Source organism: Pseudomonas sp. H1h, assembly GCF_000633255.1.
In the GTDB taxonomy this organism is placed as follows: Bacteria; Pseudomonadota; Gammaproteobacteria; order Pseudomonadales; family Pseudomonadaceae; genus Aquipseudomonas.
The window spans coordinates 211,990-235,631 of sequence record NZ_AYMJ01000005.1 but is presented as its reverse complement, the minus strand read 5'-3'; the positions used below and the strand labels follow the sequence as shown (position 1 = coordinate 235,631).

The 23,642-nt window shown below is 61.2% G+C and carries 22 protein-coding genes, 1 tRNA gene and 1 pseudogene; 9 read left to right on the top strand and 15 right to left on the bottom strand.

The features are described 5' to 3' along the window. Window positions 1–72: 72 nt before the first annotated feature. The gene (locus tag U862_RS0105000) at window positions 73–819 is read left to right on the top strand and encodes a hypothetical protein (RefSeq protein WP_025109379.1); all 747 of its coding nucleotides are present in this window, start codon (window positions 73–75) and stop codon (window positions 817–819) included. Then, the gene (gene rimI / locus U862_RS0104995; RefSeq protein ID WP_025109378.1) at window positions 812–1,264 is read left to right on the top strand and encodes a ribosomal protein S18-alanine N-acetyltransferase; all 453 of its coding nucleotides are present in this window, start codon (window positions 812–814) and stop codon (window positions 1,262–1,264) included. The genes U862_RS0105000 and rimI overlap by 8 nt, the downstream gene beginning before the upstream one ends. A gap of 108 nt (window positions 1,265–1,372) precedes the next feature. Here the strand turns inward: rimI and U862_RS0104990 are convergent, their stop codons facing one another. After that, window positions 1,373–1,777: a hypothetical protein gene (locus U862_RS0104990; protein WP_025109377.1), complete on the bottom strand. Its 405-nt coding sequence runs from the start codon at window positions 1,775–1,777 to the stop codon at window positions 1,373–1,375. A gap of 141 nt (window positions 1,778–1,918) precedes the next feature. Here U862_RS0104990 and can point away from each other — a divergent pair, with 141 nt between their 5' ends. Beyond that, window positions 1,919–2,563 (top strand): carbonate dehydratase, encoded by a 645-nt coding sequence (gene can / locus U862_RS0104985; protein ID WP_003228196.1) that lies wholly within the window; start codon window positions 1,919–1,921, stop codon window positions 2,561–2,563. Between the two features lie 6 nt (window positions 2,564–2,569). Here can and U862_RS0104980 read toward each other — a convergent pair whose 3' ends face one another. The 4 genes from U862_RS0104980 to U862_RS0104965 all read right to left on the bottom strand — a co-directional run bounded on the left by U862_RS0104980 (window position 2,570) and on the right by U862_RS0104965 (window position 7,899). Continuing rightward, window positions 2,570–3,085 (bottom strand): SET domain-containing protein-lysine N-methyltransferase, encoded by a 516-nt coding sequence (locus U862_RS0104980; RefSeq protein ID WP_025109376.1) that lies wholly within the window; start codon window positions 3,083–3,085, stop codon window positions 2,570–2,572. 181 nt (window positions 3,086–3,266) lie between these two features. Next, window positions 3,267–4,448 carry a hypothetical protein gene (locus tag U862_RS0104975; protein ID WP_025109375.1) on the bottom strand — a complete coding sequence of 394 codons (1,182 nt, stop codon included), beginning with the start codon at window positions 4,446–4,448 and terminating at the stop codon, window positions 3,267–3,269. A 119-nt stretch (window positions 4,449–4,567) separates the two neighbouring features. After that, the gene (gene acpA / locus U862_RS0104970) at window positions 4,568–6,262 is read right to left on the bottom strand and encodes an acid phosphatase (RefSeq protein ID WP_025109374.1); all 1,695 of its coding nucleotides are present in this window, start codon (window positions 6,260–6,262) and stop codon (window positions 4,568–4,570) included. Between the two features lie 218 nt (window positions 6,263–6,480). After that, on the bottom strand, window positions 6,481–7,899 hold the full coding sequence (locus tag U862_RS0104965; RefSeq protein WP_025109373.1) for a short-chain fatty acid transporter: 1,419 nt from the start codon (window positions 7,897–7,899) through the stop codon (window positions 6,481–6,483). Window positions 7,900–8,211: 312 nt separating this feature from the next. Between U862_RS0104965 and U862_RS0104960 the strand changes: the two genes are divergently transcribed. Next, window positions 8,212–9,525 carry an MFS transporter gene (locus U862_RS0104960; protein ID WP_025109372.1) on the top strand — a complete coding sequence of 438 codons (1,314 nt, stop codon included), beginning with the start codon at window positions 8,212–8,214 and terminating at the stop codon, window positions 9,523–9,525. Between the two features lie 6 nt (window positions 9,526–9,531). Here U862_RS0104960 and U862_RS0104955 read toward each other — a convergent pair whose 3' ends face one another. Then, window positions 9,532–10,902 (bottom strand): gluconate:H+ symporter, encoded by a 1,371-nt coding sequence (locus U862_RS0104955; RefSeq protein WP_025109371.1) that lies wholly within the window; start codon window positions 10,900–10,902, stop codon window positions 9,532–9,534. A 236-nt stretch (window positions 10,903–11,138) separates the two neighbouring features. Between U862_RS0104955 and U862_RS31390 the strand changes: the two are divergent. The 4 genes and pseudogenes from U862_RS31390 to U862_RS0104940 form a co-directional block, all read left to right on the top strand. Then, window positions 11,139–11,867 (top strand): annotated as a pseudogene (locus U862_RS31390) (PAS domain-containing protein); the annotation flags it as partial. Further along, a complete protein-coding gene (locus U862_RS31385) occupies window positions 11,847–12,455 on the top strand; it encodes a methyl-accepting chemotaxis protein (protein WP_256214621.1) in 609 nt (202 codons plus the stop codon). The pseudogene U862_RS31390 and the gene U862_RS31385, both read left to right, overlap by 21 nt. 168 nt (window positions 12,456–12,623) lie before the next feature. After that, window positions 12,624–13,223, top strand: coding sequence for a flavin reductase family protein (locus tag U862_RS0104945; RefSeq protein ID WP_025109369.1), 600 nt, complete (start codon window positions 12,624–12,626; stop codon window positions 13,221–13,223). A gap of 75 nt (window positions 13,224–13,298) precedes the next feature. Continuing rightward, complete coding sequence (locus U862_RS0104940; RefSeq protein ID WP_025109368.1) at window positions 13,299–13,931, top strand: LysE family translocator; 633 nt, start codon at window positions 13,299–13,301, stop codon at window positions 13,929–13,931. A gap of 80 nt (window positions 13,932–14,011) precedes the next feature. Here the strand turns inward: U862_RS0104940 and ggt are convergent, their stop codons facing one another. Continuing rightward, on the bottom strand, window positions 14,012–15,844 hold the full coding sequence (ggt, locus tag U862_RS0104935) for a gamma-glutamyltransferase (RefSeq protein WP_025109367.1): 1,833 nt from the start codon (window positions 15,842–15,844) through the stop codon (window positions 14,012–14,014). 262 nt (window positions 15,845–16,106) lie between these two features. On the opposite strand from ggt, the gene U862_RS0104930 reads away from it, so the two are divergent. Then, window positions 16,107–17,219 carry a DUF2817 domain-containing protein gene (locus U862_RS0104930; RefSeq protein ID WP_025109366.1) on the top strand — a complete coding sequence of 371 codons (1,113 nt, stop codon included), beginning with the start codon at window positions 16,107–16,109 and terminating at the stop codon, window positions 17,217–17,219. A gap of 61 nt (window positions 17,220–17,280) precedes the next feature. Here U862_RS0104930 and U862_RS29385 read toward each other — a convergent pair whose 3' ends face one another. From U862_RS29385 to U862_RS0104895, 8 genes are all read right to left on the bottom strand, one after another. Further along, window positions 17,281–17,433: a bacteriocin immunity protein gene (locus U862_RS29385; protein ID WP_371262555.1), complete on the bottom strand. Its 153-nt coding sequence runs from the start codon at window positions 17,431–17,433 to the stop codon at window positions 17,281–17,283. Window positions 17,434–17,558: 125 nt separating this feature from the next. Further along, the gene (locus U862_RS0104925; protein WP_025109365.1) at window positions 17,559–17,801 is read right to left on the bottom strand and encodes a pyocin S6 family toxin immunity protein; all 243 of its coding nucleotides are present in this window, start codon (window positions 17,799–17,801) and stop codon (window positions 17,559–17,561) included. Between the two features lie 15 nt (window positions 17,802–17,816). Beyond that, window positions 17,817–18,920: an S-type pyocin domain-containing protein gene (locus U862_RS0104920; protein WP_025109364.1), complete on the bottom strand. Its 1,104-nt coding sequence runs from the start codon at window positions 18,918–18,920 to the stop codon at window positions 17,817–17,819. Window positions 18,921–19,156: 236 nt separating this feature from the next. After that, window positions 19,157–19,233: transfer RNA gene (locus tag U862_RS0104915), tRNA-Met, on the bottom strand. Window positions 19,234–19,319: 86 nt separating this feature from the next. Beyond that, window positions 19,320–20,774, bottom strand: a complete 1,455-nt coding sequence (locus tag U862_RS0104910; protein ID WP_025109363.1) for an amidase — start codon at window positions 20,772–20,774, stop codon at window positions 19,320–19,322. Between the two features lie 61 nt (window positions 20,775–20,835). Then, window positions 20,836–21,882 (bottom strand): extracellular solute-binding protein, encoded by a 1,047-nt coding sequence (locus tag U862_RS0104905; protein WP_025109362.1) that lies wholly within the window; start codon window positions 21,880–21,882, stop codon window positions 20,836–20,838. A 27-nt stretch (window positions 21,883–21,909) separates the two neighbouring features. Next, window positions 21,910–22,716 (bottom strand): ABC transporter permease, encoded by an 807-nt coding sequence (locus tag U862_RS0104900; RefSeq protein ID WP_025109361.1) that lies wholly within the window; start codon window positions 22,714–22,716, stop codon window positions 21,910–21,912. Further along, on the bottom strand, window positions 22,716–23,636 hold the full coding sequence (locus U862_RS0104895; protein WP_025109360.1) for an ABC transporter permease: 921 nt from the start codon (window positions 23,634–23,636) through the stop codon (window positions 22,716–22,718). The genes U862_RS0104900 and U862_RS0104895 overlap by 1 nt, the downstream gene beginning before the upstream one ends. Window positions 23,637–23,642: the final 6 nt, after the last annotated feature.

The window sequence follows — 23,642 nt, the reverse complement described above, 5'->3', positions numbered from 1 at the left end:
GCGCACTTTCAGTTATCCACAAGTGGCCGACCTTTGCTAATCGAGTCCCGCCGCCGCGCCTATTTGAACGCCATGCAGGTGGTCAACTGGCTGCCGCGCACCGAATTGCCTTTCGCCGCACCGTCGCGGCCCGAGCTGCTGGACATGCCCGAGCCTGAGCCAGAGGTCGCGGTGATGCCGGTTGTGCAGGCCGAAGCGGCGGTACAACCTGCCGCCCGTCCGGTAGAACGGCCGAAAATCGAAGTGCCGCGCCCCTCGCTCGCCAGTACCCGCAATGGCGCCAAGCCAGTGGAGGAGGTCGAAGAAGCGCCGGTCGTCGTCAAGCCCGCGCCGGTGCCACCACCGCGTTTCGCCCTGCAATTGCTGCGGGCCGGGGCTTGCCTGCTGCTGGTGGAGTTACCCACAGGCGAAGCGTTCCAGAGCCGCGATCCGGCCTATCTGCTGCTTAAAGACATGCTGCGTGCCGCCGGTCTGCCGGACGCGCCACAAATCGTCGGCGAGCCGGTGCGCTGGCCGTGGCTGAACCGCGGCACCATGGATCAAGGCCCGGAAGCCGCGCGCGACTTCGTGCAGGGTTTCCTCTCGGTACAAATGGAAGCGGCGCCTTGCGCCTGCCTGTGGCTGATCGGCCTGCCGGCAGTGCGCTTTGCCGGTGAAGCGGACGCCGAAGCGTTCAACAGTGAATTGCAGATTGAAGGCCTGGGCCTGGCCTGGGCCATTCCGGGTCTGGAATTGTTAATGGAAGAGCCACAGCGCAAGGCCGCTGTGTGGCAAGCCATGCGTCGGCTGATGGCGCGCTGGAAACCATCGAATGAGTGAAGCTGTATCGTTCCGCCCGATGACCGAGGCGGACCTGGACGCGGTATTGAAGATTGAATACGCGGCGTACAGCCATCCATGGACCCGCGGAATTTTTCTCGACGGGCTGGGCAAGTACCAGATCTGGCTGATGTTCGAAGGCCAGCAGCAGGTCGGCCACGGGGTGGTGCAGATCATTCTGGATGAGGCGCACCTGCTGAACATTACGGTCAAACCGGAGAATCAAGGACGCGGGCTGGGCCTGACATTGCTCGAACACTTGATGTCGCGGGCCTATGCGGCGCAGGCGCGAGAGTGCTTTCTGGAAGTGCGTGACAGCAATACGGCGGCGTTCAAGTTGTATGAGCGCTATGGCTTCAACGAGATTGGCCGGCGTCGGGATTATTATCCGGCAGTGGGCGGGCGTGAAGATGCCGTGGTCATGGCCTGCACCTTGGTTGATTAAGCGTTAAAAGCTTCGCGAGCAAGCCCGCTCCCACAGGGATTTGAGTTGTGCCTCAAATCCCTGTGGGAGCGGGCTTGCTCGCGAAGGCGTCCTGACAGGCAATACAGATCAGCGGTTGCCATCCAGCGGATCACGCCGCGCCAGCTCCGCTTCATCCAGACCATTGCCGCCGCCGATGTCATCCTCGTCGACAATGCTCAAATCCCAATCCGCCTGATTGCCTGCGCCGGCCTCTTCGGCATCGCGGGCGCCGTCTTCATGAATCAGCGTTTCCGGGCTCATATCATCGTCGGTGGGTTCATGGTCAGCGGTCGATGCGCCGGTAAACCCGGCCTCGCGCACTCGCTCGTCGGGCATCAGTTGCTCGCGTTCGCGCTCCGGAATCTCGTCGCCGATTTTCGCGCTGGGTTCGTCTTCATCGAAATCCAGCTCATGCACCGAGCCCATGCGGTCTTCGTTATCATCGATGGGTTCCGGTTGCACCGCATCGTACGGACGTCGTGAATCAGTCATGGCAATTCCTCATACTGTGGGCCTTACTGAGTGGACTCACCGGGCACACGAGAATTCCAAAGAAAAACACCTGCGGTTCTTGCGTGACCCCGACGTGCGGTCGTCTGTCATACCAGCGCATCTTTCTTGAGGCCTTACACCATGCACGACTTACAAGACCTGATTGATAACAACGAGCGTTGGGCTGACGCGATCACCAAGGAAGACCCGGATTTCTTCGCCAAGCTGGCGCGCCAGCAAACCCCTGAGTACCTGTGGATCGGCTGCTCCGACGCGCGGGTGCCGGCCAACGAAATTGTCGGCATGCTGCCGGGCGATCTGTTCGTACACCGCAACGTCGCCAACGTGGTGCTGCACACCGACCTCAACTGCCTGTCGGTGATCCAGTACGCGGTCGACGTACTCAAGGTGAAACACATCCTCGTCACCGGCCACTACGGTTGCGGCGGTGTGCGCGCGTCGATGCAGGATCGCCAGTTCGGCCTGATCGACGGCTGGCTGCGCTCGATCCGCGATCTGTACTACGAAAAACGTGAAGAGCTGGCGAAGCTGCCGACCGAAGAAGAACAGGTCGACCGGTTGTGCGAACTCAACGTCGTCCAGCAAGTGGCCAACGTTGCCCACACCAGCATCATCCAGAACGCCTGGCATCGTGGGCAGAGTCTGTCGATTCACGGCTGCATCTATGGCATCAAGGACGGTCGCTGGAAAAGCCTGAACACCACGATCAGCGGTTTCGAGCAACTGCCGCCGCAATACCGTCTACGCCCGGTCGGGGCGTTGTAAACCCGATCAGTGCGCACGCCGCCAGCGCTGCAGGAAGTGCTGGCCCTCGATACTGGGTGGGTCATCGTAACCGGTGACCCACCCTCGACAGCGTGGCCCGCCGCAGGTACAGGCAAACTGCTGCAGCAGGCGATCTTCGGTGGCGGCGAAGTCGATGGTCAGGTGCTCTCCCGGGTGAATATCGCGCAGTGCCCAGAGCCACAGTTCGCTCATGTCGAGGAACACATTCGGGTCGCAGGCGTGTTCGAGCAGCCCGCAAAAGCGCGGGTCATAGATATGGATCCCGGTCAGTAGCTGACGGGTCTGGCGACAGCGATAGGGCAACAGTTGCCCGGAAATACGGCACATTCGGGTGATGCGCAAGAACTCCCGGCGTGCCACCACTGCGGCGTGCCCCTGTTGATCCTGAACGATTTCGAAATCGAGCGTAGAAGGGAAGCCGAGGCGCACGGGCAACCTGGCGAACGGGTAGATGCCTGGCGTATCGGGAGGTAGGTGGTGCCGATGTGCGTGATTGCCCATAACGTTCCCTGTCATCAAGTGTTGTGACTTGCGTGGCCTGACGTCCTGTCAGTGCCGCAACCCGGTTGTTTGGATCCAATCATTTCTCGAATGCGGCATAGCGTCTACTGTCAGATCTGACAGGCGAAAAGAGCTGCTTCCCGCGTCAGCATTGACTGACACGAGAAGCCTTTTCAGCAGATCAGAGGTGGGGGGCAGGCACCGCAGTGGCCGGCAACTCGCCCTTGAGCTGTTGCAGCTGCGCCTTGATCGGCGTGGTCGAGCATTTGGCGGCCGCCTGTTCCGGGGTCAGGTTGCGGATCGAGGTGTAGAACAGCTCGCAGGTCTTGACCTTCTGCGTCACTTGCCAGGTCTGCGTGCAGCTGTTGAGCAGGGTTTTCGGGTCGGTGCCCGGCTGGCTGCCCATCCCGGCCTGCCAGCAGGCCGCGCTCAAGTCCTGGCCCATGACCTTCAGCCCGGCGGCGTCAGCCTTGGCTTCATCGCCGTTGTAGCTGGCCGGGTCAGCGGCGTACCAGATGTAGCTCGGATGGTTCGAGCCCAGCACCGGCACATTCACCCCGGTGCTCGGGCTGATGGTTGCCAGCCCCAAAACGCCGACAGTCGGCCCGTATTGCTGCTTGATCCAGTTACGCACCGGTGCGCCGAATGCGACCATCGGCAGGGTGGTGCCGGCGCTGGTCTGGCTGAACTGCTTGACCAATGTGGTCTGGTAATCCTTGAAGTAGTCGTAGACCCCCTCCAGATCACTGCCGGCATTGGACGGCGCCGCGATCGGCGCGATGTCGATGATGGTTTGATAGGCCGGGGTCTGATCAGCCGGGATGCCGTTGTCGGTCAGCAGCGTGGCCCAGCGGTCGGTGGTGTTCGAGCGCAGGTAATCCTGTGCCTGGGTCAACGAATAGTCCGGCGGGAAGTGCAGCAACTCGACGCTCTTGCGGTTTTCCAGGGCCATGCCCAGCGGCAGGAACAAGTACCAGCTGTAAGCCCATTTGCCATCGGCGTTGAGCTTGCTGGCGCCGTTGTAGGCCAGATCGCCGGCGTCGAGCAGTGCCGACAGCGGCTTGTCGTAGCCTTTCGGTACGCCGCTGATTTCGACATGGATCTGCCCGTTATCGTTCTTCACCAGCACCTTGGCATTGGCGTAACCGTCGCGTTGCACGCTCTGGCTCAGGTAGTGGGCGACGGTCTGCTCCAGCGACCAGTTGCGATAGCAGATCACGCTGCAATTGTTGGGGTAGGCGAAGAGGCGGGTGACGCGCTCGGTGCTGCCCAGTTTCAGGTCGACATCGGCGTGGGCCGCCGCGCTCAGCGTGAACGCGGCGAGCGCCAGTGCAGCGGGGGTAAGTCCTGCGAGTTTGAACATGCTCAGATCCTTTTCAGCGTGGGTTCCCCGGGATGTCGGGGCGCTTCATATTGGATCAGCCGTGTTGCACAGAGAAGCCGTCATTCACGGATTTTTGCGTCAGCCCGCAGGGCTTGGTTTCAGGCCTGAAAATGCAGAGCGTTGGTCAAGTCGCCCATGGGTTTCTGGCCGCGGGCGATCATCGCCTCGTCACGCTGCTTGAGACCATCCAGGGTTTCGAGCTGGAACACCCGGGTGATCAGGCGCAGGATCGACGCCGTGTCGTAGACCGTGTGATCCACCGTGCCTTTGCGGGCAAACGGCGACACCACCAGCGCCGGCACCCGCGACCCTGGCCCCCAGCGATCGCCTTTGGGCGGTGCAACGTGATCCCACCAGCCGCCGTTTTCATCGACGGTGACGACCACCACCATGTTTTTCCATTGCGGGCTTTCGCGCAGCACCTTAAGGGCACGGACGATGTGCCGGTCGCCGGAAGCCACATCGGCATAACCGGCGTGCATGTTCAGGTTGCCTTGGGGTTTGTAGAAACTCACCGCCGGCAGCTTGCCGGCCTCGGCATCGGCGAAGAATTTGTTGGTGCTCGACTCGTCCCCCAAGCCGGCATCGCGCAAGCGTTTACTGCGCTCCTGCGGGTTCTCCGGGCCTTGCTGCTTGAAGTAGTTGAAAGGCTGGTGGTGATATTGAAAGTTGGGAATCTTCGGAATGCCGCCCGAGTCCTTGTATTGCTCCAGCGTCGCTTGCCACGCACCGGCGTACCACGCCCAGTCGATGCTCTTCTTCGACAGCTTGTCGCCGATGTGCTCGTGGGTTTGCGGCACCATCACATTGGGCAGATCGCCTTTTGAGTATTCCGGACGCTCCGGATCACGAATCCACGTCGGCCAGTACGGTGGGGCGAGGGTGTTCACACCAAAACCGTCCGGGGTCAGCGCGCTCGGGCCGAACTGCGGCGGACCGGTCATGGCGCTGGCCGGCGATTGCTCCAGCGGTTTCAGGCGCGGATCGGCCGGGTCAGCACTTTGCAGGGTGGCGATCTGACTCTTGGCCACCGAATTGGCCGCGTCGGGATAGAACGGTGCGGTGGCGCTGATCAGGTATTGGTGGTTGAGGAACGAGCCACCGAATGCACCCTGGAAGAAGTTGTCGCACAGCACGAACTCCCGGGCCACATCCCACAGACGCAGGGAATAACGGCTCTGGGCGTAGTGGCCCATGGTCAGGCCGCCGGAGTCGGCCCACGCGACGAAGCCGTCGTTCTTGCCGCCGTTGATCTGCATCTGGTTCTGATAGAACACGTGCCACAAATCGCGGGTGACCAGACCGAACGGCAAGTCTTCGGCATTCGGGCCTTTGAGGGCGAACGGCGCGTTGGGCAGATTCTCCTGAAACTGGGTGGCGCTGGGGTAGGTCACGCCATCGAGGGTTTGCGGACCGATCTGCAACACCCCGCCCCAGACAGGCGGCAAAGCCTGCAGCAGGCTGCCGTCGCGGTCACGTTGTTGATAATCGGCAGGCTTGAGGGCAGACAGCGGCTTTTCGACACCGGGAAAATCACCGAACAGGTTGTTGAAGCTGCGGTTCTCGGCGTAGATCACCACCACGGTTTTCACCTGGTCGCGCAGGGCCTTGTCCAGCTCGCTCGGCGTCAGCGGGCGTTCGGCCGGTTTGCCCGGCTGATCGCTGGCGTTACCGCAGCCAGCCAGCGTGGCGCCCACACCCAGAACAGCGACTCCGCCGAGGAAGCGGCGGCGACTGGTGTCGGTGGGGTTGTCGGATTCAGGTGCGTCAGTGCCGTCTGTTTCGTCTTTCATCTGTCAGCCCGTTTTGCTTAATTGTTTCAGTTTGTTTCGGGCGGACGCTAGCAAGCGAATGTGACGTTTAGGTGACAATTTGAAGCGGGCGGTGCACCAGTGTGCGAACGAGCTTGCTCGCGAATGCGCTGTATCAGTCATATCACTGGTGAATGACACCGCGTATTCGCGAGCAAGCCCGCTCCCACAGGTTTTATGGTGTTAGTTTTTAAACTGGTTTACGGCATCACCGGCGGCGTATACGCCAATGTCGTCCCCAGCACCCACAGCAAGAACAGCACCAGCGGCGTGTGCACCAGCAGTTGCACAAACGAGAAGCCGATCAGGTCCCGCGCCTTCAGGCCGAGCACACCCAGCAACGGCAGCATGTAGAACGGGTTGATCAGGTTTGGCAGCGCCTCGGCGGCGTTGTAGATCTGCACCGCCCAGCCGAGGTGGTATTGCAGATCGTTGGCGACCTGCATCACGTACGGCGCCTCAATGATCCACTTGCCGCCCCCGGACGGAATGAAGAAGCCGAGAATCGCCGAGTACACGCCCATCAACAGCGCATAGGTGTCGTGGGACGCGATGCTGACGAAGAAGGTCGAGATGTGATGCGCCAGGGTTTGCGCATCGGCGCCTTTGACCGTAGTCAGCAGCGCGGCGATCGAGCCGTACAGCGGGAACTGGATCAGCACGCCGGTGGTGGTCGGCACCGCACGGGCCACCGCATCGAGGAAGCTGCGCGGGCGCCAGTGCAGCAGGGCGCCGAGCATGATGAACAGGAAGTTATAAGTGTTGAGCCCGGAAATCGCGGTGATCGCCGGTTTGGTCGAGAACTCGTGGAACAGCCAGCCGGCCGCCAGCAGCACCAGCAAAATGATCAGCACTGGGCTGTGTTCCAGCCATTCGCCGGGCCGGGTACGCGGTTGCAGTGGCGGCAGATTGAACGCCGGGTCGATGCCGCACTCCTTGGCATCGCGCGCGGAGTTCGGGCCGGGGGCGGTGGCGTAGGCGACGATGATCGAAATCACGATCAGTGCCAGCAGCATGGCGCCGGACTGCCAGAGGAAGATGGTCTGGGTGAACGGAATCACCCCGGTGATCGACAGAATCGACGGCGGCAGGCTGGCCGGATTGGCCTGCAATTGCGCGGCCGATGATGACAGCCCCAGCGCCCAGACCGCGCCCAGGCCCAGATACGCCGCAGCACCGGCCGCGCGGTAATCCATTTTCAGATCGGTGCGGCGGGCGAGGGCGCGCACCAGCAAACCGCCGAACACCAGCGACAGGCCCCAGTTCAGCAGCGAAGCGACCATCGAGATCAGCGCGACCCAGGCCACGGCGGAGCGGCCGTTCTTCGGGATGCGTGCCAGTCTGTCGATCAGTTTGACCGCCGGCGGCGAGCTGGCGACCACGTAACCGCCAATCACCACGAAGGCCATTTGCATGGTAAACGGGATCAGGCTCCAGAACCCGTCGCCGAATGCCATCGCCGCATCGGTGGGTTTGGCGCCCATGGCCATAGTGGCCAACGCAACAATGATTACCGCCAATGCAGCGAATACCCAAGAGTCGGGGAACCAGCGTTCGGCAAAGCTGGAGCAGCGCAGGGCAAAGCGCGCGGAGCGGCTATCTTCGATCTCAACGGCCACAGGAAGTACCTCGGATTTTTATGGTTATTTTGGGTCTGCAGATCACTGAGTGCTTTGGGTGGGAGCGGGCTTGCTCGCGAATGCGGTGTTTCAGACCAATCAGTGTCGACTGACACACCGCATTCGCGAGCAAGCCCGCTCCCACAGGTTTTCACTGGACCGTGGCTGCAGACAGGCCTCAACAGTAAATCAAGCCAAGCGCTTTTGTGAGCAGGTTTTGCAAAACCATGACTATGGTCTAACGGGTTGTCCCCAGGCGGATTTGCGTAGACCATGAGCGCCTTGGTTTTTTGCCTGCCAGAGTTCTTTGCCATGACTGCCCAATCCACAGCCCGACCGGCGCCGTTCAGCCGTTCCGACTACAAGACCCTCGGCCTTGCAGCCCTTGGCGGGGCGCTGGAAATCTACGATTTCATCATTTTCGTGTTCTTCGCCCTGACCCTCAGCCAGTTGTTCTTCCCGCCGGAAATGCCTGAGTGGCTGCGTCTGCTGCAAAGCTTCGGGATCTTCGTCACCGGTTATCTGGCGAGGCCGCTGGGCGGGATCCTGATGGCGCATTTCGCCGATCGGCTGGGGCGCAAGAAGGTCTTCAGCCTGAGCATCCTGATGATGGCGCTGCCGTGCCTGCTGATCGGGATCATGCCGACGTATGCGCAGATCGGTTACTTCGCGCCGCTGCTGTTGCTGGCGCTGCGCATCCTGCAGGGCGCGGCGGTGGGTGGTGAGGTGCCGAGCGCCTGGGTGTTTGTCGCCGAGCATGCGCCCACCGGGCATCGCGGTTATGCCCTGGGCTTTTTGCAGGCCGGGCTGACCTTCGGTTATCTGATCGGCGCGTTGACTGCAACGTTTCTCGCGCAGGCGTTTACCTCGGCGGAAATCCTCGATTACGCCTGGCGTTATCCGTTCCTGCTCGGCGGAGTGTTCGGCGTGATTGGCGTGTACCTGCGCCGCTGGCTGAGCGAAACGCCGGTGTTCATGGCCATGGAAGCGCAACGCGAGGCGCGGGTCGAACTGCCGTTGCGCACGGTGCTGCGTGAGCATCGGCTGGCGATGCTGCCGGCGATGCTGCTGACGTGTGTGCTGACCTCGGCGGTGGTGGTGTTCGTGGTGATCACCCCGACCATGATGCAGAAAACCTTCGGCATGACCGCCAGCCACACCTTTGCCCTGAGTGCATTGGGCATCGTCTTTCTCAACATTGGCTGCGTGATTGCCGGACTGCTGGTCGATCGCCTTGGTGCCTGGCGCACGGTCATGCTTTATAGCCTGCTGCTGCCATTGGGCATCGGCGTGCTTTACAGCTGCCTGATCATGGGCGGTAGCTGGGTGGGGCTGGCGTACGCCATCGCCGGCCTGGCCTGCGGTGTGGTCGGCGCGGTGCCGTCGGTAATGGTCGGGCTGTTCCCGGCGCGTATCCGGGTGTCCGGCATTTCCTTCACCTACAACATTGCCTACGCCGCGTGGGCAAGCATCACACCGCTGCTGCTGATCGGTCTGATGCCATGGAGCCCATGGATCTGTGTGATGTTCTGCGCGGTGATGGGCGCGGTCGGCATCGTCAGCGCGGCGTACTTCGGTGTGCGCATGCCCGGGGTCGGGCGCCGTTCGGTGGCGCGTTGTTCCTGAAGGCCGTTACGTCAACCAGTGCCACCACAGCAAGGTCCCCACCAGGCCTACCACCGAGACGATGGTTTGCAGGATCGACCAGACCCAGATCGTCTGTTTCAGTTGCAGGCCGAAGTACTCGCGAACCATCCAGAAGCCGGCGTCGTTGACGTGGCAGAAGAACACTGAGCCGGCACCAATCGCCAGCGCCACTAACGAGCTTTGCGTCGCGGCGAGGCCCGCCATCATCGGCGCCAGAATCCCCGCCGTCGTTGTGGTGGCCACCGTCGCCGAGCCTGTGGCCTGACGCAGTGCCACGGCAATCAGCCAGGCCAGCAGCAGATACGGCATGTGCGCGCCTTCGGCGACCTTGCTGATGGTCTGGCTGACGCCGGCATCCAGTAAGGTCTGCTTCAAGCCGCCACCGGCACCAATGGTCAGCAACAGCACAGCAATCGGCGCGAGGCTTTTGCGCAGGGTGCCGCCGACGTGTTCACGCGGCATGCCGTTGGCCCAGCCGAGGCAGATCACTGCCGCCATGACGGCAATGCCCAGCGCCACCAACGGTTCGCCGAGAAACTTCAGGGTCAGGGCGACGCTGCTTTGCGGGCTCATCGCGACTTTCGCCAGGGTGCTGCCGAGCATCAGCAGCACCGGCAACAGAATGATCAGCAGCGACATGCCGAAACTCGGTTGGCGCGGCGCTTTTGGCGGGGCGCTGAACAGCGCGCCGAGTTCTGCCGGCTCATCGACGTGCATGCGTTTCGACAGCCAGTTGCCGTAGATCGGTCCGGCCAGGATCACCGCCGGGATAGCGATGCTGAAGCCCAGCAACATGGTCAGCCCAAGGTCGGCATGCAACGCGCTGACCGCGATCAACGGCCCGGGATGCGGCGGCATCAGGGCATGCAGCGTGGTCATCCCGGCCAGCGCCGGAATGGCGATTTTCAACAGCGGCTGACCGGAGCGGCGGGCCATGACGAAGATGATCGGCACCATCATCACCAGCCCCACTTCGAAGAACAGCGGCAGGCCGATCACCATCGCCACCAGCGCCATGACCCACGGCAGGGACTTGCCTTTGCCCAGCCCGAGCAAGGTCGACGCAATGCGGTCGGCGGCGCCGGATTCGGCCATCAGCGCGCCGAGCATCGAGCCCAGCGCGATGATGATCCCCGCCTCACCGAGAATCGCCCCGGCGCCTTTACTGAACGCCTTGGCCACGTCCTCAGGCGGTAAACCCGCGCCGACGCCGGCAATGAACGTGCCGATCAGGATCGATAGAAAGGGCGGAAGCCTGGTGACGCTGATCAACACGATAATCGTCGCGATCGCCAGCAGGCAGCAGAGAATCAGGCGGGTGTCGTGAACCATCCAGGCAGCGGTCGATAAATCCAAAACGGAACTCCTTATCGGGCGGATACCGGCAACATATTGTTGCAATTTGCCCTGAGAATACCTGATATGGCCGGGCCAGAGCGCCGGGTTTTGTATCCGTTCTGCGGGGGCGGATAAGACCAATGGCCTATTGAGATTATTTTTGACTGACCGGTCTCAATTGCTCTTCAGAAAAGTTTTCCAAGGCCGATGGTTAGGCTGCATCCCGCTTTCTACCCAGCCATCGGTACTTTCCCATGTTCAACAAACGCCTCAAGCAAGAGCTGGCGGCTCTTCGTGAAGAACTCTCCAGCCTGCTGCAAGTGAAGGAAAGCCTGGAAAGCGAGATGCTGGTGCTGACCCTGGAGGCCGATGGGCGGATCCAGTCGGTCAATCAGAACTTCCTCGCCGAGATGCTCTACAAGAGCCAGGACCTGGTGGGGCGCGCCATTGAAGACATCGTTCCGGCGCATGTGAAGGCCGATGAGTTTCACCATCGCTTCAAGGCCGCGCTGACCCGTGGCGAGCATTTCGCCGGGGCCGTGCGCCTGCTGCGCGGTAATGGCGAAGAGGCGTGGCTGCGCTCCATCGTGCAGCCGGTGCGCTCGTCGGATGGCCGGATCAAGCATTTCTCGATTTTTTCCAGCGACCTGACCCGTACCATCGAAGCCTCCCGCGAGCACGAAAACCTGATTGGCGCGCTGGTGCGTTCCACTGCGGTGATCGAGTTCGATCTCAACGGCAACGTGTTGAATGCCAACGAGCGCTTCCTCAGCGGCATGGGTTACAGCCTGGCGCAGATCAAGGGCAAGCATCACCGGATGTTCTGCACGCCGGAGGAGTACAACAGCACCGAGTACCAGAACTTCTGGCGTCGTCTGAACAATGGCGAGTTTGTGGCCGAGCGCTTCAAGCGTGTCGACAGCCATGGTCGTACCGTGTGGCTGGAGGCGTCCTACAACCCGGTGGTTGATGCCAACAACAAACTCTACAAAGTGGTGAAGTTCGCCACGGTGATCACCGATCAGGTCAATCGCGAACAAGCGGTAGCCGACGCGGCCAGCATTGCCTACAGCACTTCGCAGCAAACCGACAGCACCGCGCAACGTGGCACCACGGTGGTCACCGAGGCGGTGAATGTGATGCGTGATCTGTCGCGACACATGCAGTCTGCCGGCGAGGGCATCGAGGCGCTGAACGAGCAGTCGCAGGTGATCGGTACCATCGTCAAAACCATCAGCGGCATTGCCGAGCAAACCAACCTGCTGGCGCTCAACGCTGCCATCGAAGCGGCCCGTGCCGGCGAACAGGGCCGGGGCTTTGCGGTGGTGGCCGACGAAGTGCGGCAATTGGCTTCGCGCACCAGTCAGGCGACCGAAGAGATCGTCACCGTGGTGCGGCAGAACCAGGAGATGGCGCGCAACGCCGTAGCCCTGATGACCGACGGCAAGCTTCAGGCCGAACAAGGCCTGGCGCTGGCAGCAGAGGCGGGCACGGTGATCGTCGAGATTCAGGACGGCGCGCAGAAAGTGGTGGATGCGGTCGGGCAGTTTGCCAATCAACTTTCCCACTGACCTGCACGCCTCTCTCCTGTGGGAGCGAGCCAGCTCGCGAAAGCGGCGTGTCATTCAACATTGAGGTGATTGACCTTACGCCTTCGCGAGCAGGCTCGCTCCCACAGATTCAGTGTTTCCTCAGCGGTGGCGCTACAATCGGCTCCTTTTTCTCCGGAGCAGATCCCCATGAGCGCTTCCCACCGCCGCCCGGTGCCCTTGAACAAAGCCTACCGTCTGCTCAATCACGGGCCGACCGTGCTGGTCAGCGCTGCCCATGACGGCCAACGCAACATCATGGCCGCCGCCTGGGCGATGCCGCTGGATTTCGAACCGCCGAAAGTCGCGGTCGTCCTTGATAAATCCACCTGGACCCGCCAGTTGCTCGAAGCCTGCGGCACGTTTGTGCTCAACGTGCCGTGCGTCAATCAGGCCGACATCGTGCAAACCGTCGGCAATACCTCGGGTCTGCAGATCAAGCAGGATCAGGGGCAGGACAAGTTTCAGGCTTACGGCCTGCAGACCTTCGCTGGCGAAACCGTCGAAGCCCCGCTGCTCGAAGGCTGCGTCGCCTGGCTCGAGTGCCGCTTGCTGCCCGAACCGCGCAATCACGAGCAGTACGACCTGTTCCTCGCCGAGGTCATCGCCGCCCAGGCTGATGAGCGCGTGTTCAGCGACGGGCGTTGGCATTTCGACGGGCATGATGGTTTACGCACGCTGCACCACGTGGCTGGCGGGCACTTCCTGACGATTGGCGATGCGGTGGACGGCAAAACCTTGCCGCAGTGACATTCGCCTGATGGAAAACCTGCGCCGAATGGAGCAAGGTGTGGGGCATTGTCGAACCGATCAGGCGCGTGCCCCATGGACCTTTCCCTTTCGAGTTATCTCGCCCCGCTGCTGTCACTGGCATTGTTGTGGACAGTCGCGGTGGTCACACCCGGTCCGAACTTCTTCAACATCGCCCAACTGGCGGTCAGCCGCTCGCGCCGCCAAGGAGTGGTCGCGGCACTCGGTGTCGCCAGCGGGACGGTGTTGTGGGGCCTGGCTGGTGGCTTGGGCATCCAGTCGCTGTTCAGTGCAGCGCCGACGCTGTACCTGAGCTTCAAGATCGCCGGCGGCTGCTACCTGATCTATCTCGGGCTCAAGCAGTTCAAGCGCAAGGCGCCGATCATGCACGGGACGCTGGACACCTCGCAGCAGACCTTGCTCGGCGCCTACGGACGGGGCTTTCTGGGCAACATGACCAACCCCAAGTCGGCACTGTTCGTCGCCACCATCTTCGCCACCGCGATGCCGGCCCATGTGCCGCCGTTGTTGCTGGCGCTGGCGGTGCTGACCATGGCGACGTTGTCGTTCAGCTGGTATTGCAGCGTGGCGCTGTTCTTTGCCAGCCGGCGAATTGCGAGCGTTTACGAGCGGTCGCGGCAATGGCTGGATCGCTTGGCCGGTGGTTGCTATCTGTTGTTTGGGGCGCATCTGGTGGCTAATCGCTGAGCCGGGTGATCTTGCGAGTCAAACCCCTTGCACTAAAAAGGCTTACCCTGCGGTAAGCCTTTTCTCTTTACGTCGTAACCTCAATCCCCCAACGCTTCCCCTTCACGCCGTGGGTCCGCGCCACCCTCCAGCGTCGCTTTGCCCTGCGCATCCTTGACCCGCACGATGGCCTGGGTGCCGCTGGTCATGTCGATTTCACTCACGGCATGCCCTTTGTCCTTCAACGCCTGAATCAGCGCCGGGCTGAACTGGCCTTGCTCCAGTTCGGTCGGGCCGTTGCGGCTGCCGAAGTTGGGCAGGCTGATGGCGCTTTGCGGGTCGAGGTTCCAGTCGAGCAGGCCGACGGTGGTCTTGGCCACGTACTCGATGATCTGCGAGCCGCCCGGCGAGCCGACGCTGGCGAGGAATTCGCCGCTGTTGCGATCGAAGATCAGCGTCGGCGCCATCGATGAGCGTGGGCGTTTACCGGGTTCGACGCGGTTGGCGACTTTCTGCCCGTTCTCTTCGGGGATGAACGAGAAGTCGGTCATCTGGTTGTTCAGCAGAAAGCCCTGAACCATCAGGTGTGAGCCGAACGCTGCTTCGATGGTAGTGGTCATCGATACGGCGCCGCCGAGGTCATCCACGGCGACGACCTGCGAGGTGGAGATGCGCAGTGGCGAGCGATCCGGCGCGTAGGCCACCTGCACGCCCGGCGGTGTGCCCGGCTTGGCGCTGCCCATGCTGCGTTCGCCGATCAGGCTGGCGCGACTGGCGAGGTAACCCGGGTCGACCAGACCTTTGACCGGCACCGGGACAAAATCGGTGTCGGCGACGTATTGCGCACGGTCGGCGTAGGCCAGGCGTTCGGCTTCGGCGATCAGGTGCACGGCTTGTGGTGCCGGCTCGATGCCGGCGGGTTTGTCGGTTTTCACCGGTTTGAGCGGCGTCAGCGATAGGTGCGGGTCGCGGGTTTCCAATGCTTGCAGGGTACCGAGGATCTGCGCCACAGCGATCCCGCCCGACGACGGTGGCGGCATGCCGCAGACCTGCCAGCGTTTGTAGTCAGTGCACAGCGGTGCGCGCTCTTTGGCCTTGTAGCCTTGCAGATCCTTCAGCGACAGGCTGCCGGGGTTGGCGTGGCCTTGCACCTTGGCGACGATTTCTTCGGCGATCGGGCCTTTGTACAGCGCATCCGGGCCTTCGTGGGCGATGCGCTTGAGCACAGCGGCGAGCGCCGGGTTCTGCAGGCGCGTGCCCACGGCTTTGACGCTTCCGTCGCTGTTGAGGAAGTACGCGGCCATGTCCGGCGATTGGCGAATCACCGGGTCGGATTCCAGCAGCGAATGCAGTCGCGCAGAAATCGCAAAGCCCTGCTCGGCAAGTTTGATCGCAGGCTCGAACAACGTGGCCCATGGCAGGCGACCGTGTTGTTGGTGCGCCATTTCCAGTGCACGCAGCACGCCCGGTGTGCCAACCGAGCGCCCGCCAATCTGCGCCTGCGGGAACGGCATCGGTTTGCCGTCGGCTTGCAGGAACAACTGCTCGGTGGCGCCGGCCGGTGCGGTTTCGCGACCGTCATAAGTGCGCACCTGTTTGCCGTCCCACAGCACGATCATCGCGCCGCCACCGATCCCGGAGGATTGCGGTTCGACCAGCGTCAGCACCGCTTGCATGGCAATTGCCGCGTCGATGGCCGAGCCACCCTTGCGCAGCATCTCCCGACCGGCCTCGGCGGCCAGCGGGTTGGCGGCAGCGGCCATGTGTTGGCTGGCGTGGCGGGTCTGCAGATCGGTGCGGTAGCCCGAGGCGGCTTCCGGGGCCAGCGGCAACGTCGAGGAGGGCGGTGCGTTGCACGCGGTGAGGGTCAGGGCGCTGACAAGCAGGGTCAGTGCAGGCAGGCGAAAGCGGCTCAGGGGCAGGGCTGGAAACACGTGGTGCTCTCCGTCCGTGGGGTGAAAGGTCTGACGGACTTTATCGACCGGTTGGTCGCGACGCAAACCGGTGGGCATTTTTGTCTTTCTTTTCAGGGCGGATGTTCGCTAGGGTCAGCGTCAAATCCACAGAGTTGAAATACGCCCCTGTGGGAGCGGGCTTGCTCGCGAAAACGGTGTGTCAGCCAACCTGACTATTGAATGCGAAACCGCTTCGCGAGCAGGCTCGCTCCCACCAATACAAGATCAACAAGAGGCCGACATGCACAGCGAGTTTCCCACCGAATCCAGTTACCGCGATCAACGCGAACAGTTTCTTGCCGCGGCCAATGCTGTCGGAGCCAGGCTCACCTCCTACGCACATCCACGTTGCGGGCCCTTCGGTGAACCCTTGAGCACCGACGTCGCCGTGCTCGGTGATCCGCAGGCCAAGCGTCGGCTGGTAGCAATCAGCGGCACCCACGGGGTCGAGGGGTATTACGGGTCGGAGTGTCAGATCGATTGGCTGAAGACTTTTGTGCCCGGCTCGCTGCCCAAGGATGTCGCGGTGGTGATGGTGCACCTGATCAACCCTTGGGGTACCGCGTGGTTGCGGCGGGTCAACGAGGACAACATCGACCTCAACCGCAATCACCTGGATTTCGCCGGGCCGTTGCCGGACAACCGCGCTTACGCGGCATTGCACGAGATCTACGCCTGCACCGATCTGAACGGCCCCGAGCGCGCGCGGGCCGATGCCCTGCTCGATACGCAGATTGCCGAACACGGCTGGCCGGCGGTGATGTCGATTATCGAGGGCGGTCAGCACAGTCATCCCGATGGACTGTTTTACGGCGGCCGCGCGCCGAGTTGGTCGAACCGCACGCTGCATCAAATCATCGAAACGCTTCTGGCTGGCGCTGAAACCGTGATGTGTTTCGACCTGCACACCGGCGCTGGCGAATACGGCCATCCGATGTTGCTGACCATCACCCAGGCGCCTTATCCCGCACTCGCGCACGCCCAGTCGATCTACGGCCCATGGCTTTACACGCTGCACACCGGCGCCGACACCTTGAGCGATACCGGTGTCGCGGCGACCGCCACCGGCTACACCTCGCAGGCGCTGCTCAATGCATTGCCGGGCGTGCAACTGATGCCGTTCGTGATCGAATGCGGCACCTATCCGGGGCCGGACGTGCATCGGCATTTGCGCGATGACCACTGGTTGCATTTGCATGGCGATCCGCTGGACGCGACGGGGCGGGGGATCAAGTTGAATCTGCTAGAGCAGTTTTATCCGGCTGATCCGGATTGGCGGGCGATGGTGGGGCAGCGCACTCGGCAGATTTGGGTGAAGGGGTTGGAAGCCCTATCGGCAGAGAAGCCAGAGTAGGTCAGGCATAGCCTTGTGGTGAGGAGGTTTATCCCCTCGCCACAAGTTCATATTAAAAGTCTTATTTCTTAAACCCTGGTAGACCGCTGGCTACACGCAATGCTGCAACTGTGCGATCGATACCAGCGGGCGATGTGTCAGCTCCAGGTTCAGGGTAATAAATGAGGTCTCCATCCCTTTTGGATGCCCAGCAACCCGGTTGAAGTGCCGCCAAAACAGGGGGCTCATATTTTTACCTTGCTTTTGCGCAATGAAACTTACCTAAGACTTACATGCAGAACCTTTCCGGGGCGCGTATGACCGTCGTAGCGATGTCATTGATTCAATGTCGCTGATTAGTTAGCTGAAAAGTCCTATGGAGTAATCCAGGTCATCATTGATAGGGTCGTTAAGTATCGCCAAGACAGCCAGAGCTTGATCCTGGGTCAAGTCGATTTCACCCATTGGTACTTCGGTTGTTGATGTCCATCCCATGGTGATGAGTACCGCGGATTCTAGAAAAGAAGGTACGGTTCTTTCGTACTGCAGAGCATTGTCCGGATTCGGTTCGGGAAAAAATCCGCTGATTACCAAAAAACTCATTGGTGTTACTCCAGCTCAATTCGTTGTGGTCTTTCTTTTGGGCCTGACTTTCCCGGTTTGTTGGCCGGTATTTGCATCAAACTCACCCAAGTGGTTGTTTTGCCAGTCGTACACTTCTACCGCTCCATGTTGGTAGTCCCATTCATAGATTCGTTTTTTACTTTCCCAACGAGCTCGATTTCCTTTTCGACGAACCCGGATAGCATCGGGGAAAGCCGGTAGTGTGAGTGGTGGCGTGTGGTACTTGATATCACCGCCCCCAGCCGGTTTCGAAAACACTACATACAGCGACTTCAACCCAGTCTCTGCCGGGAACACCAGAATACAATCCTCGGCAGTAATGTCCTCGCCGGGCAGGCCTTCTATCTGGGTATCCGTGTTCTCGGGAATCGGATGAACAAGGATCGTGTTCAGTTGCTCGCCGTGTTCTGGATACACCAGCGGCGGCATTGATCCTAGGGGGCCGCGTTGTGGCGTCCACAAAATCGTGATGCCGTTGAGCTTGGCCTCCATCGCAGTCTTGTCGCTGTTCCACTCGACGTTGACTGTACGCACCGAGTCATCGCCCGAAGCGCCGGAGTGGATGCCGTAAACCTGCATGACTCCTTCAGCATCACGCCGAAACTGGAAGCGCACACGAGTGGCGGCGCGGCTCATGCGGCGCAGTTGTTCATCGGTATGCAGCGTGCCGTCGCCCATGCGGGTCGGCAGCATCCCGAGGACGAACACGCTGGCCGGCCCAGCAGCGCCGCGAATTGCCCAGTTGAGGCGTTGTTGCAAAATGCCGCCGCCCGCCAAACGCCCCAAGGCCAGATCGGCACCTATTGCCGTCGCGACAGCGGTGCTGGCAGAGGGCAAGAGCATGGCGCCGGCGACCATGATCTTGCCGAAATTGGCGGCGGGTTCGGGTGCCGTGCCGGCGTCCGTTCGGCACCAGTTCTCCACAGTGCAGGACTTGGCGAACACCTGATCCTCGCGGGGCCTGGGCGTTGGCCATTCATCCTTTTCGATGTACACCGGCTCCGGCGCTTTAGGCACATACCACGAACCCCATGAAGCGCCACCGTTGTAGCGTTTCCAAAGCCAGTCATCGTCGAAAAGGGATTTGAATCGAGCCATGACAACTCCCTGTATGGCTTTTGAATCGAGCCAGGGGAGCTTGTCGGTCAATGGGGAATTCGGGCAAACCGATGGGGTGAGTTACAGGCGTATGGTTTTACGAAAAATCTCTTTCGTACACCGTTAGCACCTTTTTCCTGCCGTGCTTTCTCGGGTCATTGACTAGGGAAGGGTGCCAGCACTTTTCTACGGGCATAAAAAAACGGCCTACCTTTCGGTAAGCCGTTTTTAGTACTTGGTGGCTACACAGGGACTTGAACCCCGGACCCCAGCATTATGAATGCTATGCTCTAACCAACTGAGCTATGTAGCCAAGTGGCGCGCATTATTCCCCTGAAATGGAAAAGCGTCAAGCGTAAATTTAAAAATTTTTTCTACGCTTTCAACCGTTTATCAAAATCATGGGCCGAGCAGGGGCGAAGGACAGCGTTGGAACCAGCGGCTGGCCTGTTCATACGCGTGCGCCAGTTGCAGAACCGCGAAATCTGCCTGATGCCGGCCGATGATCTGCAGCCCCATCGGCAACCCCTGTGCATTGAACCCGGCCTGGACGCTCGCCACCGGGCAACCGGACAACGTGCCGGGAATCACCACCTCCATCCAGCGATGATAAGTGTCCATGCTCACGCCCTCGATAGCGGTCGGCCATGGCTGTGTCTTGTCGAACGGGAACACCTGCGCGCTGGGCAACAACAGGTAGTCGTATTGTTCGAACAAGCGAGAGATCGCCCGATACCAGTCGCTGCGCACCACCGAGGCGGCGAACACTTCGCTGGCCGAAAGCTTCAGACCGTTTTCCACCTCCCAGATCGCTTCCGGTTTCAACAGCGCACGCTTCTGCGGATCGGCATACGTCGCGCCCAAAGACCCCGCGACCATCCAATGCCGCAACGTCCGCCAACTGCTCCAAAGTCGCTCAGGCGCGAAACCAGGCTCAACCGATTCAACATGGCAACCAAGGCTCTCAAAATCAGCAAAGGCCTTCTCACACAACGACAGAACGCCTTGCTCCATCGGCAGATAACCGTTGAAGTCGCCGAGCCAACCCAACCGCGTACCTTTGAAATCACGCCCCAGCGGCGCCGCAAAGGCCGCTCCGGATTCAGCGATGGACAACGGCGCCCGCGCATCACCGCCAGCCTGCACCGACAGTAGCAACGCCGCATCCCTCACACTGCGCGCCATCGGCCCTTCGTAGCCCAACTGATCGAAAAAAAGATCGGCACTGTCATCAAACGGTACGCGTCCCTGAGACGGGCGGAAACCGAAGATGTTGTTGAACGCCGCCGGATTACGCAGTGAGCCCATCATGTCGCTGCCATCGGCCACCGGCACCAGATGCATGGCCAGTGCCGCCGCCGCGCCACCGCTGCTGCCACCCGCCGTTTTACTCGGGTCGTAGGCGCAACCTGTCGCGCCGAACAGCGGGTTGTAACTCTGTGAGCCGAGGCCGAATTCCGGGGTGTTGGTCTTGCCGATGATGATCGCGCCGGCGGCTTTGATCCGCTCGACCATGATGCCGTCGCGTTCGGGAATGAAGTCCTTGAACAACGGTGAGCCGAGCGTGGTGCGGATGCCACGGGTCAGCGACAGATCCTTGATCGCGTGGGGCAGGCCGTGCATCCAGCCGCGGTACTCGCCATGGGCCAGTTCGGCATCGCGTTCATCGGCCTGAGCCAGCAGTTTTTCATGTGATTGCAGGCTGATCAGCGCATTCACCAACGGGTTGAAACGGTCGATGTGGGCAAGGTAAGTCTGCATCACTTCCCGGCAGGACACCTGGCGCAGGCGGATGCGTTCGGCGAGTTCATTGGCCTGCAGCAGGACCAGTTCGCTGATGTTATTGGAATTCATGACAACGGCGCCTTTCAGACGGCTGGAAAAACGCCCCGGCCCAACGCCGGGGCGGCAGGGGTCAACGCATCAGATTGGTCCAGAGACGATCGGCCAGGCGGATCGCGCCTTCACCGCAGGTCTTGCTGAACACCACATTCGTGCCTTCGGGAATGTGCAACTCAGGCGCGTCCTTGAGGCTCGCATCGAGGAACGGTTCGACGCCTTTGATCGGGCTCTGGTGCTTGAGGAAGTTCTGCGTCATCGCCGAGTTTTCCGGCTGGCTGAGGAAGGCGATGAACGCCTTGGCGTTCGCCGGATTCTTGCTGCCGGTGGGGATGACCATGTTGTCGACCCAGGCCAGCACGCCTTCTTTCGGGTACAGGTATTTCAGCGTCGGCTTCATCTCGCGGGCACGCATCGACGAACCACCCCAGAACATCGACATGTCGATTTCACCCGAGGCGAGGTTCTCGCGGATCGAGCCGGCCTTGGAGCTGTACGTCTTGACGAACGGCTTCTGGGTCTTGAGCAGTGTGAGGATCTGCTGCATCTGCTTGGGGTCTTCGCTGCACAGCGGAATGTTCAGGTACAGGCTGGCCATGTCGACCATGTCGCTGACCGAGTCGAACATGTTGATCCGCCCTTGCAGCTCGGCCGGTGGTTCGTACAGGACTTTGTAGCTGTCAGCCGGGCCTTGGTAGCGAGCGCTGTCGAGAACCACGCTGGTGGTGCCCCAGATGAAGGGTACCGAGTACGCGCCTTCGGGGTCCCAGCTCGGCTTTTTCAGGTTATCCACAACGCTGGCGTAGTAGGGCTCTTTGACCGGATCAAAGCGCTCCAACAGGTTTTCCTTGATCAGGATCGGGATGAACTGGTGCGATGGAATCGCCACGTCATACCCCGCGCCGCCCTGTTTCAGTTTGGCCAGCAGGGTTTCATTGGAGTCGTACGAGTCGACCGTGACTTCAATGCCGGTCTGCTTCTGGAACTTGGCGAGAATCTGCGGCGAGAAGTAACCGCTCCAGCTCACCACGTTGAGTTTTTCGGCGGCCTGAAGACTGCCGGCCATGGCCAGCGGCACAGTCAGGAACAATGAAGTGCCGACGCTTTTTATCCACTTGCTCATGCTATTTCCCCACAGTTCTTGGAAGGTTCAGGCGTTCTTTTTGCCCAGCAGGTAAGAGAGGCTGACGAACAGCACCGAGACGCCGAGGATCAGCGTCGACACGGCGTTGACATCGGGTGTGACGCCCATGCGCAACAGGCCGAAGATGAAGATCGGCAGGGTCGTGGTGCCGGCCTGCGAGACCATCATCGAGATCACGAAGTTATCCAGCGAGACGATGAAGGCCAGCATCAGCCCGGAGAAAATCCCCGGCATCAGCAGCGGCAGAGTGACCTTGCGAAAGGTTCGCCACGGGCCGGCATAGAGGTCGGCCGAGGCTTGCTCCAGCGACAGGTCCATGTCGTTCAGGCGAGCGCGGATCGGCAGGTAGGCGAACGGAATGCAGAACACCGTATGGGCGATGATCAGGTTGCCGTAACCCAGCGATAGGCCAATGGTCGAGAACAGCGCCAGCGTCGCCACGCCGACGACGATTTCCGGCAACACCAGCGGCAACATGATCGCGCCCATCGACAATTGCAGGCCCTTGAACTTGGCGCCTCGCGAAGTGCCGAGGGCGGCGAGGGTGGCAATCGCCGTGGCGATCATGCTCGCGCAGACCGCGATCAACAGGCTGTTGCCGGCGGCCTGACGCAAGGCCTGATTGGCGAACGCGGCGCGATACCAGTCGAGGCTGAACCCGGTCCACACCGTCGCCGATTGATTGGCATTGAACGAGAACACCACCAGCACCACGATCGGCGCATACAGGTACAGATAGAACAGGAAACTGAAGCCGCCGAAGCCGGGGAAGTCCTGCACGCCCAACCCTTTGCGTTTGAATAGAGCGAGCATTACGCACCTCCCTTGGCGATGCGCTGACGTTCGGCGCGCAGGGCATAGATCGTCAGCACCAACATCACCGCGGCCATCAGCACCAGCGACAACGCCGCACCGAATGGCCAGTTACGCGCATCGCTGAACTGCCGGAAGATCAGGTTGCCGAGCATCATCCGCGTGCCGCCACCGAGCAGTTCCGGGGCGATCATCGCGCCCAGGCACGGCACGAAAGTGAGGATGGCGCCGGCGAGAATCCCCGGTTTGGCGATCGGCAGCACTACTTTGCGCAAGGTGCGCACTCGCCCGGCATACAGATCCTGAGCCGCTTCGAGCAGACGAATATCCATCTTTTCCAACGTCGCGTAGATCGGCAGCACCACAAACGGTGCGTAGGTATAAACCAGCCCCAGCAACACCGCGCCGTCGGTGTACAACAGTTGCAGCGGCTCATGGATGACGCCCAGGCCCATCAGGCTGTTGTTGATCACTCCGGTGTTGCGCAGCAGCAGAATCCAGGCGTAAGTGCGAATCAGCAGGTTGGCCCAGAACGGCACAGTGATCAGAAAGATCAGCAGGCCACGGCGATGCGCCGGCTGCATGGCCAGCCACACCGCCACCGGAAAACCGATCAGCAGCGTGATGATGGTGGTCAGGCCGGCGATACCGACCGAGCGCAAGGCGATGATCAGGTACGAGTCGGCGAAGGCCAGGCTGTCGTCCATTTGCCGTTCGAACAGCAGCGAGGTGTAGGCGTCGCTGCTGAAGACTTTGTTGACCCCGCCGTAGGGGTTGGCTTCCATCAGTGAATAGCCGATGACGATCAGGATCGGCACTACCAGAAACAGGCCGATGGCGACCAGCGCCGGGCTGACCCCGAGGAAACTCTGGAAGGCCTTGCGGCGCTCCAGTGTGTTGGTAATCGGTAAGGCGTGCATGGCAAC

Bases quoted from the DNA above. Each gene is read 5' to 3' on its own strand.
- U862_RS0105000 (WP_025109379.1), top strand. From the start codon at position 73: ATGCAGGTGGTCAACTGGCTGCCGCGCACCGAATTGCCTTTCGCCGCA.
- rimI (WP_025109378.1), top strand. From the start codon at position 812: ATGAGTGAAGCTGTATCGTTCCGCCCGATGACCGAGGCGGACCTGGAC.
- U862_RS0104990 (WP_025109377.1), bottom strand. From the start codon at position 1,777: ATGACTGATTCACGACGTCCGTACGATGCGGTGCAACCGGAACCCATC.
- can (WP_003228196.1), top strand. From the start codon at position 1,919: ATGCACGACTTACAAGACCTGATTGATAACAACGAGCGTTGGGCTGAC.
- U862_RS0104980 (WP_025109376.1), bottom strand. From the start codon at position 3,085: ATGGGCAATCACGCACATCGGCACCACCTACCTCCCGATACGCCAGGC.
- U862_RS0104975 (WP_025109375.1), bottom strand. From the start codon at position 4,448: ATGTTCAAACTCGCAGGACTTACCCCCGCTGCACTGGCGCTCGCCGCG.
- acpA (WP_025109374.1), bottom strand. From the start codon at position 6,262: ATGAAAGACGAAACAGACGGCACTGACGCACCTGAATCCGACAACCCC.
- U862_RS0104960 (WP_025109372.1), top strand. From the start codon at position 8,212: ATGACTGCCCAATCCACAGCCCGACCGGCGCCGTTCAGCCGTTCCGAC.
- U862_RS0104945 (WP_025109369.1), top strand. From the start codon at position 12,624: ATGAGCGCTTCCCACCGCCGCCCGGTGCCCTTGAACAAAGCCTACCGT.
- U862_RS0104940 (WP_025109368.1), top strand. From the start codon at position 13,299: ATGGACCTTTCCCTTTCGAGTTATCTCGCCCCGCTGCTGTCACTGGCA.
- U862_RS0104930 (WP_025109366.1), top strand. From the start codon at position 16,107: ATGCACAGCGAGTTTCCCACCGAATCCAGTTACCGCGATCAACGCGAA.
- U862_RS0104925 (WP_025109365.1), bottom strand. From the start codon at position 17,801: ATGAGTTTTTTGGTAATCAGCGGATTTTTTCCCGAACCGAATCCGGAC.
- U862_RS0104920 (WP_025109364.1), bottom strand. From the start codon at position 18,920: ATGGCTCGATTCAAATCCCTTTTCGACGATGACTGGCTTTGGAAACGC.
- U862_RS0104910 (WP_025109363.1), bottom strand. From the start codon at position 20,774: ATGAATTCCAATAACATCAGCGAACTGGTCCTGCTGCAGGCCAATGAA.
- U862_RS0104905 (WP_025109362.1), bottom strand. From the start codon at position 21,882: ATGAGCAAGTGGATAAAAAGCGTCGGCACTTCATTGTTCCTGACTGTG.
- U862_RS0104900 (WP_025109361.1), bottom strand. From the start codon at position 22,716: ATGCTCGCTCTATTCAAACGCAAAGGGTTGGGCGTGCAGGACTTCCCC.
- U862_RS0104895 (WP_025109360.1), bottom strand. From the start codon at position 23,636: ATGCACGCCTTACCGATTACCAACACACTGGAGCGCCGCAAGGCCTTC.